The following is a 15713-nucleotide window of genomic DNA, read 5'->3' on the forward strand; positions in this document are numbered from 1 at the left end:
GGCGGGCGCCCGGTTCGGCCGGGCGGTGCTTGATCATATGAGAGACTACGTAGTCCTTTTTTGCGGCAAGCTCAACTCTCAGGAAACGCGCTTCAGCACAGCGTTAACCGCGGCCTCGGCGGTAATGCCGAAATGCTTGTAAAGCTCCTTTGCAGGGCCGCTTTCGCCGAAGGAATGCATGCCGATGAATTCGCCATCCTGGCCGATCACGGCATCCCAGCCCCAACGCACGGCGGCCTCGATCGCGACCTTGACCGGCGCGTTGCCGATGATGGCGGCGCGCTTGGCCTCTGGTTGCGCTAACAACAGCTCGAGCGAGGGAACGGAGACAACGCGCGACGCGATGCCGCGTTCCGCGAGCTGCTTCTGGGCGGCGACCGCGATTTCGACCTCGGAGCCGGAGGCGAACAGCGTCGCCTTGGCTTCGCCCTGGGCTGCGACCAGCTCGTAGGCGCCCTGTGCGCAAGGGTTGTCGTTCGGCACGGTGGAGCGCAGCTGCGGCAGGTTCTGGCGCGTCAGCGCCAGCACGGTCGGGCCGTCGATGCGGTTGAGCGCAAGCTCCCAGCACTCGGCGACCTCAATGGAATCGCAGGGACGGAACACGCGCATGTTGGGAATGGCGCGAAGCGCGGCGAGATGCTCGACCGGCTGGTGGGTCGGGCCGTCTTCGCCGAGGCCGATGGAATCGTGCGTCATCACGTAGACGACGCCCGAGCCCATCAGCGCGGCAAGGCGCATCGCAGGACGTGCATAGTCGGTGAACACCAGGAAGGTCGCGCCGTTCGGCGCGAAGCCGCCATGCAGGAAAATGCCGTTCATCGCCGCGGCCATGCCGTGCTCGCGAATCCCGTAATGGATGAAGCGGCCCTTCGGCGTCTTGGCCGAGAACGCGGTCGCCGATTTCGCCTTGTTGTTGTTGGAGCCGGTGAGGTCGGCCGAGCCGGCGAGGAATTCCATCGGCATCGCGCCGGCGATGACCTCGATCACGGCTTCCGAGGATTTGCGGGTCGCCGCGGTCATCGGCTTTTCCAGCAATTCCTTCTTGTATGCGCGCACGGCCTTTGCGAGCGAGGCGGGACGTTCATGGCGCAGGCGCCGCTCGAATTCTGCGCGCTTGCGGCTGCCGAGCTCGCCGAGCCGGCCCTCCCATTCCTGGCGCGCCGCGGCGCCGCGGCTGCCGGCGTCACGCCACGCCTTCAGCACGTCGTCGGCGACCGCGAACGGCTCGAGCGAGATGCCGAGATTTTCCTTGGCGGCCTTGAGCTCCTCGGCCCCTAACGCCTCGCCATGCACCTTCGAGGTGCCCTGCTTGTGCGGCGCGCCGAAACCGATGGTGGTGCGGCAGGCGATCAGCGTCGGCTTGCCGGATTTCTTCGCGCGCGTGATGGCGTCGGCGATCGCCGCCTGATCGTGACCGTCGATTCTCTCGGCGGCCCAGCCCGCCGACTTGAAGCGCTTCACCTGGTCGACGGAATCGGAGATCGAGGTCGGGCCGTCGATCGAGATGCCGTTGTCGTCGTAGAGCACGATCATCTTGTTGAGCTTCCAGTGCCCGGCCATCGCGATCGCTTCCTGCGACACGCCTTCCATCAGGTCGCCGTCGGAGGCGAGCACATAGGTGTGGTGATCGACGATCTTCTTGCCGAACTCGGCAGCGAGCATCTTCTCGGCGAGCGCCATGCCGACCGCGGTCGAGATGCCCTGGCCGAGCGGGCCGGTCGTGGTTTCGATACCCCTGGTGCGGAAATTCTCGGGGTGCCCCGGGGTCAGCGAGTCCACCTGGCGGAACTGCTTGATCTGGTCCAGCGTCATCTCGGAATTGCCGGTCAAATACAGCAGCGAATAGAGCAGCATCGAGCCGTGGCCGGCCGAGAGCACGAAGCGGTCGCGGTCGGGCCAGGCGGGCGCGGCGGCGTCGAATTTCAGGAATTGCGTGAACAGCACCGTGGCGATGTCGGCGGCACCCATCGGCAGGCCGGGATGACCCGATTTCGCCTTCTCGACGGCGTCCATCGAAAGGCCGCGGATCGCGTTGGCCATACGGGTGTGATCGACCTGCGTCATGTCTGAAATCCGTCTGAAATGAGGCGCTTGGAGGCGGTGTACGCCCGCGCGGGAGGAGCCTGGCGGCCACTGAAGGTCGGGGCTGGGATAGCATCTCGGTTCCGGGAGTCCAAGGCAGTCAAACGCCGATTCGGCCGTAAAAGTTGCCTGCGGCACGCTGCGAAAGTGGCGGCTCCGTTTCGATGCCATCGCGCGGGCAGGAACCCATGGGTCGGGATGATCCGCGCCTGATCTAGCAGTGCATAGTTTCGCGGCGGCGTTGCGCTCGGCTAGCTTGCCACGTAAATTTCTGCTTCTAACCGCTTGCCGAACCGAGTCTTTTGCCGGACGGCACGCCCCAGGAAAAGGCCACTGGGCAAGGGCCATAGGTTCCGCCGCTGACTACATGAACGATCGCGTGTCCAACAGTTCCGCCATGACGGAGTCCTCCGCGGTCGAGATCGAGATCGCGACCCGCAGGCTGATGTCGGCGCTCGACGCGCTCGAAAGCGCGGTCGAGCGGCGGCGCGACGCCGATCGCGACGAGAACGAGCTTGCGGCACGAATCCAGGCACTGGGCGCGGATCGCTCGCGGCTCGCCGACGAGCTCGACGGCGCGCTGGTGAAGGCGCGCAAGCTCGAGCGCACCAATCGCGAGATTTCCGATCGGCTGGATTCCGCGATCGTCACGATACGCTCGGTGCTCGATACCGGAGAGGACGGATGAGCCACATCAACGTCACCATCAATGGCCGGCAATACCGCATGGCCTGCGAGGAGGGCCAGGAGGTGCGGCTGCTCAAGCTCGCGGAAAGCCTGGAGACGCGGATCCAATCGCTGCGCGGAAAATTCGGCGAGATCGGCGATGCGCGCCTCACCGTGATGGCGGCGCTGACCGTCTGCGACGAGCTGGTCGATGCCGGCAACCGTGTCCGCACCATGGAGCAGGAGCTGACCGAGCTCAGGGACTTCCGCAACGCCGCGGTCGAGCGCGCCAGGATGACGCAGACCGCCGTGGTGAATGCCCTGAACGCGGCGGCCGAACGCATCGAGAAGTCGACCCAGGTCCTGAACCGGACCGTCGGCAACGGCATCGCGATCGGCTGACGTTCACCCTCCCCTGGAGGGGGAGGGTCGATCGCGCGTAGCGCGAGCGGGGTGGGGTGATCTCTCCACACGAACACTGTTGGAGGTGGAGAGACCGTCACCCCACCCCGCTACGCATTTCGCTTCGCTGCATGCGTAGCGACCCTCCCCCTCCAGGGGAGGGTGGCATTGCGAGCGAGGGCCGCGAAAGCGACCCGCTCGCCGGGCTGGCGATTCGTCAGTATCGTTGTTACATTGCGCGGGCGAGGCTGCGACGCGCGTCAGGAGCCATATATCCCCGGGGCCTTATCGATCCTTTAGGGAACTGTCCCTGGCCGGGCCCGTGGGCCCGGACATATGGTGCCCACCTACTTTCGTAGGGAACTCCGGGATCGAGTGCTTCAACGGCGTACGCGGCTTCGCACTTTTGTTTGCTTGGTTTGTGCCTGTTGAAACGACTGCGGCCAGTCAACAGGTGTCATGCCCCGGCTTGGCGGGGCATCCAGTACGCCGCGGCCTTTGTGTGAATCACTGCCGCCTCTGGAATACTGGATCACCGCATTCGCGGGTGACGACGTGGGGGACCAAAGCGCATGCCCAACTCCAAAGCCGAGCTCCGCGCCAAAGCCCTCGCGGCGCGCGATGCGCTCAGCGAGAAGAAGCGCAGCGCTGCCGCCGCAAAGCTCGCCAAGCGCGGACTGCCGTTCGATCTCTTGCCCGGCAGCATCGTCTCCGGCTATTCGCCGATCCGCAGCGAGATCGATCCGATGCCGCTGCTGCAGAAGCTCGCCGAGCAGGGCGCAAAGCTGGCGCTGCCTTGCGTCACCGCGCGCGGCCAGTCGCTGATCTTCCGCATCTTCCATCCGAACGATCGCCTGATGCTCGGTCCGCTCGGCATTCCCGAGCCGTCGCCGGCCGCAAGCGAAGTCATCCCGGATATCATGCTGACGCCGCTGGCGGCGTTCGATCGTCTTGGCCATCGCATCGGCTATGGCGCGGGGCATTACGACTTCACCTTCGCGCATTTGCGCAAGGCCAAGAATATCGTCGGCATCGGGCTCGCTTTTGCAGCGCAGGAGATCAAGGCGGTTCCGGCACTATCCCACGACGTCGCGCTGGATTATGTGCTAACGGAATCGGACGTGTTCGATTTCCGGAGTTCTGAAGTTGCGCATTCTCTTCGTGGGTGACGTCGTCGGCCGTGCAGGACGCACGGCAATCGCCGAATATCTGCCCGGCATGGTCAAGGATTGGTCGCTCGATTTCGTCGTCGTCAACGGCGAGAATTCCGCGGGCGGCTTCGGCATCACGGAAGCGATCTATCAGGAGTTTCTCGACGCCGGTGCCGACGCGGTCACGCTCGGCAACCATTCCTGGGACCAGCGTGAAGCCCTGGTGTTCATCGAGCGTGCCGAGCGCCTGATCCGGCCCGCGAACTATCCGCGCGGCACGCCCGGCCGCGGCGCAGCCCTGGTCGAAACCAAGAACGGCAAGCATGCGCTCGTCGTCAACGCCTTGGGCCGCGTCTTCATGACCCCGTTCGACGATCCCTTCGCGGCGCTGGAGCGTGAGCTCGGCGCCTGTCCGCTCGGCGTCGCTGCGGACGCCATCGTCGTCGACTTCCATTGCGAGGCAAGCAGCGAGAAGCAGGGCATCGGCTTCTTTTGCGACGGCCGCGCCAGCCTCGTCGTCGGCACGCACACCCACGTGCCGACCGCCGACCACCAGATCCTCGCGGGCGGTACCGCCTACATGACCGATGCCGGCATGACCGGCGACTACGATTCCATCATCGGCATGCAGAAGGAAGAGCCGCTGCGCAGGTTCACGTCGGGGATTCCGTCGGGACGATTCGAGCCGGCGGCGGGCGCGGCGACGCTGAGCGGCGTCGCCGTGGAGACGGATGATGTCACCGGCCTCGCGCTGAAGATCGCGCCAGTGCGCGTCGGCGGAAGGCTGGAGCCGGCGACGCCGAAGTTCTGGTTGAGCTGAGTAGCGGCGCGTCAAACTCAGTGTCGTCCCCGCGCACGCGGGGACCCATACCCACAGGGAGAAGTGTGAGGCAAAGCTCCCACTCCGAATTCTCGCCAAACCACTCCCTGTGGGTATGGGTCCCGGATCTGCGCTTCGCTTGTCCGGGACGACAGCGGAGATTGACACGCGCGATTGCGCATCAATCTCGCTGCAAGTACCGCCACCGTGCTACTCCGCCGTCTGTCCCCGCAGCTCCGCGACATCCTTCGCCGTCAGCTTCGAGCCCTTCGTCCCGAACCGCGCCGTGACGTAGTTCGCCACCGCCGCGATCTCGTCGTCGGTGTAGGCGTTGCCGAACGCCGGCATCGACAGCGCGCCATCGGGCGTGTGGCGCTTGGTGCCTGACAGCACGATCTGCGCGACGTTGGTGGCGGCGGGGTCGTTGACGGCCCAGGTGCCGGTCAGCGTTGCCATCGGCGAGACCGGGCTCTCGCCGCTCCAGCCGTGGCAGCTGGCGCAGGCGCTGGCGAACACCTTCTTGCCGCGTGCGTCCGCCGTGATGCCGTCCTTGTGCGAGGCGGGGGCGACGGGTGCCGTGGTGGCGGGCAGGTCGGGCGAGGGCACCGGCGGCACGCTGCGCAGATAAGCAACGATGCTGCTGATGTCCTCCGGCGCGAACTGGCTAAAGCTGTGGTCGACGGCTTCACCCATCGGGCCCGAGGCCGAGCCGTGGCCCGGCGCATGGCCGAGCGACAGATAGGAGATCAGATCCTGGTCGCTCCAGTTGCCGAGACCCGTCGCCTTGTCGGAGGAGATGTTGAAGGCGCGCCAGCCCGCCGTGATCGCGCCGGCGAACTTCTTGCGGTTATCCAGCGCAAAACCGAGATTGCGCGGGGTGTGGCATTCGCCGCAATGCGCCAGCGCTTCGACAAGATACGCGCCTCTGTTCCATTCCGGGCTCTTCGACGTGTCAGGCGCAAAGCGCGTGTCCGGATTGAACACGGCCGACCAGGCAATCATGGCCCAGCGCTGGTTGAACGGGAACGACAGCGTATTCTCCGGCGCCTTCGCGCGCACCGCCGGCAGGCTGAACAGATAGGCCTTCACCGCCAGCACGTCCGCGTCGGTCATGAATGTGTAGGACGTGTACGGCATCGCCGGATAGAGCCGGGCGCCGTCACGGCGCTGGCCGTGCTGGACCGCGTTCAGGAAATCCTGGTCGCTGTAATTGCCGATGCCGGTGTCCTTGTCCGGCGTGATGTTGGTGGAATAGAGCGTGCCGAACGGCAGCTTGAAGGCGAGCCCGCCCGCATAATCCTTCTCGCCGGGCTTGGTGTGGCAGACCATGCAGTCGGCCGCCTTGGCGAGATATTCACCGCGTTCGACCAGGCTCGCTTTCTCCAGCTTGGCCGGCACGCCGGTCGGCTTGCCGGCGCGGTAATCCGCCAGCGCCACCTTCGTGCCGCCGGAGAAATCGAACGGGCCGGGCCCGCGGATGATCCAGACGCCGAGCCCTGCTGCGAGGATGGCGATCGCAGCGACGCTTGTGAGGATACGCATCTTCCCGCTCATGCCTTCTTCCCCGCAGCCAGCAGTTTTCGGTCAATGGGCAGGCGCCGCAGCGCCACGCCGGTTGCGGCAAGAATCGCGTTGCGCAGCGCCGGCGGTCCGGCGTTGACGCCGGCCTCGCCGATGCCGCCGGGCGCCTCGCCGCTCTTGACGACGATCACCTCGATCTTCGGCGTCTCGTTGATGCGCATCATGCGATAGTCGTGGAAGTTCGACTGCTGCACGCGGCCCTTGTCGATCGTGATCTCGCCATAGAGCGCGGCGGTGAGGCCGAAGATCAGCCCGCCCTCGATCTGCGCCTTCACCGTGTCGGGGTTGACGGCAATGCCGGTGTCGACCACCGAGGTGATGCGGCGGAGCACGATCTCGCCGATGTCGTCGATCTCGGCCTCCACCACGGTCGCGATGAAGCTCGCGAATGACGGCTGCACGCAGACGCCGCGGCCGACGCGCGGAGGCAGCGGTTGACCCCAGCCGGATTTCTCCGCGACCTGGTTGAGCACCGCGAGCATGCGCGGGTTCTTGGTCAGCATGGACTTTCGGAACTCGATCGGGTCCTTGCCCGCCTTGCGCGCGAGCTCGTCCATCGCGCATTCGACCGCGAACACGTTGTTGTTCGGGCCGACGCCGCGCCAGAAGCCGGTCGGCACCGACAGCGGCTCGGCGCGGACATATTCGACGTGGAAATTGGCGAAGTCGTAGGGTGCATCGACCGCGGCATCGATCGCGTCGATGTCGATGCCCTTCTGGAACGCCGGCGGCAGCCAGCGCGCCAGCACGGCGGAGCCGGCAACCTTGTACTTCCACCCCGCGACCTTGCCGTCGACCAGCGACGCCGTGATCTGGTCGCGATAGACCGGACGGTAGACGTCGTGCTGGATGTCCTCCTCGCGGGTCCACACCACCTTCACGGGGTAGTCGACCTGTTTTGCGATCTTCACCGCCGCGATCACCATGTCGGGTTCGAGCTTGCGGCCGAAACCGCCGCCGAGCAGATGGTTGTTGACGATGACCTTGTCGACCGCAAGCCCAGCGGCCTTCGCCGCCTCCGACTGCACGCGCGTCATGATCTGCGTGCCGGTCCAGATCTCGCAGGAATCGGATTTGACATGGACGGTGGCGTTGATGGGCTCCATCGATGCATGCGCCAGGAACGGCAGCTCGTAAGCCGCCTCGAACTTGTCGCCGCTCGCCAGCGCCTTGGCGATGTCGCCGTCGGATTTGGCGACCGCGCCGTCCTTCTGGCTGGCCTTGCGCAGATCGTCCCAGACATCCTTCGTGGTGATCGCAGCGTTGGGTCCCTCGTTCCACTCGATCTTGAGGGCTTCGAGGCCCTTCTTGGCCGCCCACATGTGATCGCCGATCACGGCGACCATGTCGTCGAGCACCACGACCTTGCGTACGCCGGGGAGCTTCACCGCGGCGCTGTCGTCGACCTTGCCGACCTTGCCGCCGAACACGGGGCAGGCGGCGACGGTCGCGAACTTCATGCCGGGCAGGATCGCGTCGATGCCGTAGACGGCCTTGCCGTTGACCTTGTCGGGCGTGTCGAGCCGCTTCAGCGGCTGGCCGATGATGACGAAGTCCTTGGGGTCCTTCAGCGCGACATCCTTCGGCGGGGTCTGTCCCTGGGCAGCGAGCGCCAGCGCGCCGTAAGCGAGCTTGCGGCCGCTGGCTTCATGCGCGACCTCGCCCTTCGACGCCGTGCAGCTCGCGGGCTCGACGCCCCATTGGGCGGCCGCGGCCTGCACCAGCATCGCGCGCGCGGTGGCGCCGGCCTTGCGCAGCGGCGTCCACCAGGCCCGGATCGAGTTGGAGTTGCCGGTGACCTGCAGGCCGAAGGTCGGATTGCCGTAGAGCTTGTCGTTCGGCGGGGCGTGCTGCACCTCGACCTTGCTCCAGTCGGCATCCAACTCTTCGGCGAGCACGGCGGAGATCGAGGTATAGGTGCCCTGGCCCATCTCGACCTGCGGCATCATCAGCACGGTGCGGCCGGTCTCGTCGATGCGGATGAAGGCGTTGGGCGCGAACTTGCCCTCGGTTGCATCGGGCGGCTGCACCGGTTCGTTGACGGCCGCGCGCAGCGGCAGATGGAAGGCGAGCAGGAAACCGGTGGCGAGACCGCCGGTCAGCAGCGCGCGGCGGGAGACGCTGTTATGTGCATTCATGGTGGACCTCAGGACTGACGGCCGTTGGCGGCCTGCTTGACGGCCTCGCGGATGCGGACATAGGTGCCGCAGCGGCAGATGTTGCCGGCCATCGCAGCGTCGATGTCGGAATCGTCAGGATTGGGCGTAGCGGCCAGCAATGCGGCGGCCGACATGATCTGGCCGGACTGGCAATAGCCGCACTGGATCACTTCGAGGTCGAGCCAGGCCTTCTGCACTTTCGCGCCCGCAGGCGTGCTGCCGACATGTTCGATCGTGGTGATGGCGCGGTTCTCGACCGCGCTGACCGGCAGGACGCAGGAGCGCACGGCCTTGCCGTCGACATGCACCGTGCAGGCGCCGCATTGCGCGATGCCGCAGCCGAACTTGGTGCCGGTCATTCCGAGGATGTCGCGCAGCACCCACAGCAGCGGCATTTCAGGCGGCGCATCGAACGATTTCGTTTCGCCGTTGATGGTGAGAACAGTTGCCATATGCATCCCCTTGCTCGCTCGATCGCTTACGTCGATCTAGTCAGCCAATTCGCGCGCGACAATGAAGCGTCGCAATCTCCGGCAATGCATATTTGCGCTGCTGACGCGTCAGCCCATGACGTTCACGAATTCGTGCGGCGCTCGCTGCCAGCGTTTTGGGCTAATTGATATGATAATCGTCATGTTTTGATGCTTTTTCGGCGCGCGCGTCGTCGATCACCGCAGATTGTCGTGCGGATGCGCAAAATCATGCGATGACGAAAGTCGTGCGATTGGGAAAGTTTCGTGACCGGAGAGCCGCGCGACGGCGAACCTCGCCTGCGGCCCATCCTTCGAGACGCCCGCCTCCGGCGGGCCCTCAGGATGAGGACGGAGTCCGCAGCAGCAGTTTCAACCGGACACCGGTGCAGTGAAGCCTCATCCTGAGGAGCCCGCGTGAGCGGGCGTCTCGAAGGACGAGGCGCTTGCTCCGGCCTTGCCAAGCTCAGATGCCGAACTTCGGAATAATAGCATTGTGCCCTTGTTTTGCCCGACGAGTCAAAACGGGCCGGAGGCTGCCGGCGTAAGCCATTGATTTCGGACGCCCCGGCTACTGTGCATGGGGTTGTTTTTCAGATTTTTGACTGAGCGGCCCTCAGCTCTGCCGGAAACCCATCCGGAAGGCGCCCCAACGCTTGCCGCGGATCACGATCGGCGAGGACAGGTCCTTCATCAGCACGAACTGCCCGCCGCCCATGTCGCGCCGGTAGGTCTGGAGCAGGAACGGCTTGGTGTTCGCCGCGACCTTCTGCACTGCCCGATCGTTGAACAGGCGGCGGTTGCGGCAATTGGCGTTGTTCCAGACCGGGTCCTTGCCCTGCGGCAGGCGGTAGTTGGGGTTGTGGGTCGGCAGATAGCCGCCCTTGGCCCAGGCGACACAGAACACGATGCGGGGATCGGATTTCTGGATCGGATCCTGGATCGCGGGCAGCACGCGGTCGGTGAAGTCGACGTAGCTGGTGAGGTACTGCTTTGGATCGGTGCCGGGAATTTCGCGATACGTCTCGTCCATGAGCTGGTCGAGCGTGATGTCGCCGCGATCGATCGCGGCCTCGAATTCGGTCGAGATCCGCTTCGCGGTCTCGACGACGATTCGGATCAGCGGTGCGTCCGATGTCTCGACGCCGCTGTCGGCGATCAGCGCGATCAGGCCTTCGGAGGTGTCGAGCAGCTTTGTCACGCGCTGATCGGCGCTCTTGAGATCGCGCGAGGAGAGGTCGACGCCCTTGGCGAGTTCGTTCAGCTCGCTGATGACGGTGTCGCAATGTCCGAGATTGGAGGTCGCCGCGCGCGTGACGCTGCCGATCTCCGCCTCCACGGAGGCGAAGCCCTGCTGAACCCGCGAGATGATGCCGGAGATCTGCTGGGCGCCTTCGCCGGCGGTCTTGGCGCGCTGCGAGGCGTCGCTGCTCTCGCCGATCAGGCCTTCGATCTGGCCGTCGAGATCGCGCACGGTGTCGGAGATCTGGTGCGTGGCTTGGCGGGTGGCTTCCGCGAGGTTCTTCACCTCGCTTGCCACCACGGCAAAACCGCGACCGGCATTGCCGGCGCGGGCGGCTTCGATGGTTGCGTTCAGCGCCAGCAGATTGGTCTGCTTCGCGATCGCCTCGATCGAGCCGGAGACTTTCGCGACCTGCGCCAGCGCCGAGCCGACGGCGCTGAGGCGCGCCTCGATGCGCTCCACCGCCGCGACGAGCTCGGAGATGTGGTTGACCGCGGTGTCGACGGCGCTGCGCGATTGCGCGATCTCGCCAACCGCCGCGGACGTGGTGGTTTGCACGGCCTGCGATGCATTGGCGATATCGTGGTTGGCCGAGACCATCGTCTCCGCGGTCTCCTGGAGATGGTGGAACCGTTCCGACTGGTTTGCGACGCGATTTGCGACTTCCTGGACGTTGCCGGCGATATCGGCGAGTTCCACGCCGAGGCCGCCGATGCGGTCGGCAAGCTGATCGATCAGCCGCTCGGCCAGCGTGCGATTGGAGCCGGTGTCCATGACTGCAAGTTGTACGACGGACATGTTCGATGAGTCCTCCAGTCAGAGCCGCACCCCGGCTCACGGCGGCATTCCCATTCCAATTCAGCTTAAAAGGATGATTCGCGGTCGGCGTCTTGCCTGAGCGTGCACTCAGGCGCAATTCGCGCCTTATTTCTCTATTCCGCTCGAAAAATTGCGGGACATTTTTTTCGGACCAGGCTCTAGAGCTTGTAGGCCGTGCGGAATCCACCCCAGTGCCGGCCCTGCACGCGGATCGGAACGTCGATCTCGCGCATCATCACCGTATTCCCATTGCCCATGTCGCGCGCATAGCTCTGCACCAGGTACGAGCGCAGGTTGCGTGCGGCCGCCAACCCCGCCGGGTCGTTGAATATCCTGCGGTTGCGACTATTGGCTGTGTTCCAGGCGACGTCGCCCGGCCGCTGCGGGTGCGAATAGATCTTGTTGTGCACCGGCAGGAAGCCGTTGCGGTCGACCATGGCGCAGAACGCCAAGCGCTGGTCCTTGGCCAGAAAGACCTCCTGGAACGGCGGCAGCGCGCGGTCGGCCCAGTCGAGATATTTCGTGCGGTATTGCTGCGGATTGGTCCCGGCGATTTCGGCGTAGTCGGTGTCGAACAGGTCGTCGATTCTGACTTCGCCGCGGGCAACGGCCTGCTCGAAGATCTGGGTCAGCGCGTTGCCCGCTTCCATGGCGCGGGTGACGAACTCCGTGTTCTCTTCGTGGATCGCCCAGAGCCTGTCCTCGATTTTTTCGCGGAGCTCGGCATTGGGGCTGGCGAATTGCGCGCGGGCACCGGCCTTGGATTGCTCGACCACGCGCAGGCGGCAGGCGCCGACGGCTTCGAGGGTGCCTTCGATCATCGCTTGCGGTGCAAGCCGGCCTGCATCCGCACCGCCGATCAGCACGCCGTCCATCGAGATTTCATAGACCGGCATCACGCCGCGCGGGCTCTCGAACTTGAGATGGCAGGGCAGCCGTTCGGTCTTGCGGCGGTCGTCGTGCTCGCTCTGGCGGAGCAGCACGGCGCAGCGCGATTTCAGCTTCTGTGCGAAGGTGGTGACGGCTTTGCCGGCACTGGCGACGTTCTCGCCGTGGCTCTCGGCGGCCTTGGTCGCGGCATCGATCTCGGCTGCGCTCTCGCCGACCGAGACGATGAATTCCGAGGCGCTCGCGGCGTTGCCGGAGACTTCGCTGGTGGTGGCGTTCTGTTCGGCGACCGCGCCGTTGACGGTCTCGAAGACCGGTCGGATCGCCTCGATCGCCTGCGAAATGCGGTGCACGGCATCGGCAGAGCCGGCGGCGTCGCGCTGCAGCGCGTCGATCTTCTTCGTAATCTCTTCCGTCGCCCCTTGCGTCTGCACCGCGAGGGCCTTGACCTCGGTGGCGACGACCGCAAAGCCCTTTCCCGCAGCGCCTGCGCGTGCGGCCTCGATCGTCGAGTTGAGCGCCAGCAGCGTCGTCTGCCGCGCGATCTGCGCGATCAGGTTGACGACATTGCCGATGGCGGCGGAGGATTCGCGCAAGCGATCGACATTGGCGCGGGCTTCCTGCGCCGCGGCGCTGGCCTCGTCGGCGAGCTTGCCGGCCTCGCGAACCTGCGCTCCGATCCCCAGCGCGGACTGGGTGAACTTGTCGGCGGCATGGGCGAAGGTCGAGGCGGTCGATTGCGCGGCATTGGTCCGGCCGGTCAGGGCGTCGGTGCGGTCGCGGATGGCGGCAAGCGTCGATGCGGTCGCTTCGGCGCCGCCCGCCACCGAATTGGCGGCGCGCTCGAGCTGGCGGATCATCGCGCCGAGCTCGAGTTCCAGTAATTCCAGGATCTCCCGCGCCGAATCACCTTCGGCTGGGGCGGGCTCGGACTGGGTCACCGGCGGCGCGGCCTCTGCGGCTGCCACCGGCGCGGCCATATCCGGCAGACGCTTCCGAAATAGTCCGAATGCCATCAGGTCTCTCTTGTCGGGGACGCTCGGAGGTTATTTTCGCAGGCTGGAATGAAGTCAGGGTTAACGATGCCTCACCTCTAGGCAGGGGCCTGTACGGTGTTACCTTAAAGTATCCGAGACCCTTTCATTCCGGTGGGTTGGCGGCCTATAAGGCCGCGTTTCCCACCCTCATTGGCGTACGCTTCCAAGAGACCCCCGAGAGACCACGCATGGCCGGACATTCCCAATTCAAGAACATCATGCACCGCAAGGGGCGGCAGGATGCCCAGAAGTCGAAGCTGTTCGGCAAGCTGGCGCGGGAAATCACCGTCGCGGCCAAGCTGGGCACGCCCGACCCCAACATGAACCCCCGCCTGCGCGCCGCCATCATCGCGGCGCGCCAGGAGAACATGCCGAAGGACAATATCGAGCGCGCCGTCAAGAAAGCGCTCGGCAATGAGGGCGAGAACTATGACGAGATCCGCTACGAGGGCTATGGCCCCGGCGGCGTCGCCGTCATCGTCGAGGCGCTGACCGACAACCGCAACCGCGCCGCCTCCGACATCCGCTCCTTCTTCACCAAGTCGGGCGGCAATCTCGGCGAAACCGGCTCGGTGTCCTTCATGTTCGATCGCACCGGAATCATCGAATACGACCGCAGCGTGGCCTCCGACGACGCCATGCTCGATGCGGCGATCGAGGCCGGCGCCGACGACGTCGTCTCCGGCGAAGCCGGTCACGAGATCTATGCCTCGACCGAGGGCTATCGCGACGTCGCCAAGGCGCTGGAGGCCAAGTTCGGCGAGCCGCGCAAGGCCGCGCTGATCTGGAAGCCGCAGAACACGGTCGCGGTCGACGACGAGACCGGCGAGAAGCTGCTCAAGCTGATGGATCTGCTGAACGAGCACGACGACGTCCAGCACGTCTACGCCAATTTCGAGGTGTCGGACGCGCTGGTCGCGAAGATGGGCGGGTAGGACCTCACCCTCCGCTGTCGTCGCCCGGCTTGACCGGGCGACCCAGTATTCCAGCGAAGCCGGCGAGATACGGAGAAGCCGCGGCGTACTGGATTCCCCGCTTTCGCGGGGATGACGGCGCGCGTCGTGGCGGGCAACAATTCCCGCCTCACTGACGATATCCCACTTCCCCTGTTACTTCCGTTCTGTTTCTGTTTCCCCCACGACGGCCAGCCGCTATCACTGGCCCATGACCGTGCTCCCGATTCGTGGCCCCGTTCGCATCATCGGCATCGACCCCGGCCTGCGCCGCACCGGCTGGGGCGTGATCGAGGCTGAGGGCAACCGTCTGATCTACGTCGCCTGCGGCTCGGTGGAACCACCGGACGATTTGCCGCTGGCGAGCCGGCTGCTCGCGATCCATGAGGGGCTCGCGTCCGTGCTGTCCGGCCACAGGCCGATGGAAGCCGCGGTCGAGCAGACCTTCGTCAACAAGGACGGCGTTGCGACGCTGAAGCTCGGCCAGGCCCGCGGCGTCGCCATGCTGGCGCCCGCGATGTTCGGCATCTCTGTCGCCGAATACGCGCCGAACCAGGTCAAGAAGACGGTGGTCGGCGCCGGCCATGCCGACAAGCAACAGATCGCGATGATGCTGAAGATCTTGCTGCCCAAGGCCGAGCCGCCGTCAGCGGATGCCGCCGACGCGCTCGCCATCGCCATCACCCACGCCCATCACCGCCAGAGCACCGCGCTGAGGCTGAAGGTGGCGGGGTTATGATCGGCAAGCTCAAGGGCCTGATCGATTCCTACGGCGAGGATTTCGTGATCCTCGACGTCGGCGGCGTCGGCTATCAGGTGCATTGCTCCTCGCGCACGCTGCAGCATCTGCCCTCGCCGGGCGAGGCCGCCGTGCTGTCGATCGAGACCTATGTCCGTGAGGACCAGATCAAGCTGTTCGGCTTTCGCACCGACCAGGAGCGGGAATGGTTTCGCCTGCTCCAGACCGTGCAGGGCGTCGGCGCCAAGGTCGCACTCGCCGTGCTCGGCACGCTGGCGCCTTCCGACCTCGCCAATGCGATTGCGCTGCGCGACAAGGCGGCGGTGGCGCGTACGCCCGGGGTCGGCCCCAAGGTCGCCGAGCGCATCGTCACAGAATTGAAGGACAAGGCGCCGGCCTTCGCCAATGTCGATCCGGCGGTGGTGCATCTTGCCGGCGCCGTCGACGACCAGCGCGCACCGCGGCCCGTCGCCGACGCGATCTCGGCACTGGTCAATCTCGGCTACGGCCAGCCGCAGGCCGCCGCCGCGATTGCGTCGGCCTCGCGCAGTGCGGGTGAGGGCGCCGAGACGGCGCAGCTCATCCGGCTCGGCCTGAAGGAACTGGCGAAGTGAGCGCGACAATGGTCGGTCTGGTAGGGTGGGCAAAGCGCAGCGTGCCCACCATCTTTCAATCGATCGAAGTCATGGTGGGCACGGCGCGA

General features: G+C 65.6%; 13 protein-coding genes and 1 other RNA gene. 8 read left to right on the forward strand and 6 right to left on the reverse strand.

Features of this window, described 5'->3' with window-relative positions; genetic code table 11:
- Positions 1–78: 78 nt before the first annotated feature.
- On the reverse strand, positions 79–2064 hold the full coding sequence (gene tkt / locus XH81_RS18655) for a transketolase (RefSeq protein WP_028142026.1): 1986 nt from the start codon (positions 2062–2064) through the stop codon (positions 79–81).
- Positions 2065–2449: 385 nt separating this feature from the next.
- Between tkt and XH81_RS18660 the strand changes: the two genes are divergently transcribed.
- The 5 genes from XH81_RS18660 (at position 2450) to XH81_RS18680 (ending at position 5121) form a co-directional block, all read left to right on the forward strand.
- Positions 2450–2770, forward strand: coding sequence for a DUF4164 domain-containing protein (locus XH81_RS18660; RefSeq protein ID WP_028142025.1), 321 nt, complete (start codon positions 2450–2452; stop codon positions 2768–2770).
- Positions 2767–3150 (forward strand): cell division protein ZapA, encoded by a 384-nt coding sequence (locus tag XH81_RS18665; RefSeq protein ID WP_018318702.1) that lies wholly within the window; start codon positions 2767–2769, stop codon positions 3148–3150. The genes XH81_RS18660 and XH81_RS18665 overlap by 4 nt, the downstream gene beginning before the upstream one ends.
- A gap of 242 nt (positions 3151–3392) precedes the next feature.
- A non-coding RNA gene (gene ssrS, locus XH81_RS18670) (6S RNA) lies at positions 3393–3553 on the forward strand.
- Positions 3554–3722: 169 nt separating this feature from the next.
- Positions 3723–4319, forward strand: a complete 597-nt coding sequence (locus XH81_RS18675) for a 5-formyltetrahydrofolate cyclo-ligase (protein WP_028142024.1) — start codon at positions 3723–3725, stop codon at positions 4317–4319.
- Entirely contained in the window at positions 4297–5121 is an 825-nt protein-coding gene (locus tag XH81_RS18680; RefSeq protein WP_028142023.1) for a TIGR00282 family metallophosphoesterase, read from the forward strand. Before XH81_RS18675 ends, XH81_RS18680 begins: the two co-directional genes overlap by 23 nt.
- A gap of 210 nt (positions 5122–5331) precedes the next feature.
- Here XH81_RS18680 and XH81_RS18685 read toward each other — a convergent pair whose 3' ends face one another.
- The 5 genes from XH81_RS18685 to XH81_RS18705 all read right to left on the reverse strand — a co-directional run bounded on the left by XH81_RS18685 (position 5332) and on the right by XH81_RS18705 (position 13297).
- Positions 5332–6675: a c-type cytochrome gene (locus XH81_RS18685; protein ID WP_028142022.1), complete on the reverse strand. Its 1344-nt coding sequence runs from the start codon at positions 6673–6675 to the stop codon at positions 5332–5334.
- Positions 6672–8840 (reverse strand): xanthine dehydrogenase family protein molybdopterin-binding subunit, encoded by a 2169-nt coding sequence (locus XH81_RS18690; RefSeq protein WP_028142021.1) that lies wholly within the window; start codon positions 8838–8840, stop codon positions 6672–6674. The genes XH81_RS18685 and XH81_RS18690 overlap by 4 nt, the downstream gene beginning before the upstream one ends.
- Before the next feature lie 8 nt (positions 8841–8848).
- On the reverse strand, positions 8849–9313 hold the full coding sequence (locus XH81_RS18695) for a (2Fe-2S)-binding protein (RefSeq protein ID WP_028142020.1): 465 nt from the start codon (positions 9311–9313) through the stop codon (positions 8849–8851).
- Positions 9314–9947: 634 nt separating this feature from the next.
- Positions 9948–11372, reverse strand: a complete 1425-nt coding sequence (locus XH81_RS18700) for a methyl-accepting chemotaxis protein (RefSeq protein ID WP_028142019.1) — start codon at positions 11370–11372, stop codon at positions 9948–9950.
- A 179-nt stretch (positions 11373–11551) separates the two neighbouring features.
- Positions 11552–13297 carry a methyl-accepting chemotaxis protein gene (locus tag XH81_RS18705; RefSeq protein ID WP_028142018.1) on the reverse strand — a complete coding sequence of 582 codons (1746 nt, stop codon included), beginning with the start codon at positions 13295–13297 and terminating at the stop codon, positions 11552–11554.
- A 209-nt stretch (positions 13298–13506) separates the two neighbouring features.
- On the opposite strand from XH81_RS18705, the gene XH81_RS18710 reads away from it, so the two are divergent.
- From XH81_RS18710 to ruvA, 3 genes are all read left to right on the forward strand, one after another.
- Entirely contained in the window at positions 13507–14253 is a 747-nt protein-coding gene (locus XH81_RS18710; protein WP_028142017.1) for a YebC/PmpR family DNA-binding transcriptional regulator, read from the forward strand.
- Positions 14254–14482: 229 nt separating this feature from the next.
- A complete protein-coding gene (ruvC, locus tag XH81_RS18715; protein WP_028142016.1) occupies positions 14483–15010 on the forward strand; it encodes a crossover junction endodeoxyribonuclease RuvC in 528 nt (175 codons plus the stop codon).
- On the forward strand, positions 15007–15624 hold the full coding sequence (gene ruvA / locus XH81_RS18720; RefSeq protein WP_028142015.1) for a Holliday junction branch migration protein RuvA: 618 nt from the start codon (positions 15007–15009) through the stop codon (positions 15622–15624). Before ruvC ends, ruvA begins: the two co-directional genes overlap by 4 nt.
- The last annotated feature ends 89 nt before the right edge of the window (positions 15625–15713 follow it).

Origin of the sequence: Bradyrhizobium sp. CCBAU 25360, from assembly GCF_028128695.1 — a bacterium.
In the GTDB taxonomy this organism is placed as follows: Bacteria; Pseudomonadota; Alphaproteobacteria; order Rhizobiales; family Xanthobacteraceae; genus Bradyrhizobium; species Bradyrhizobium ottawaense.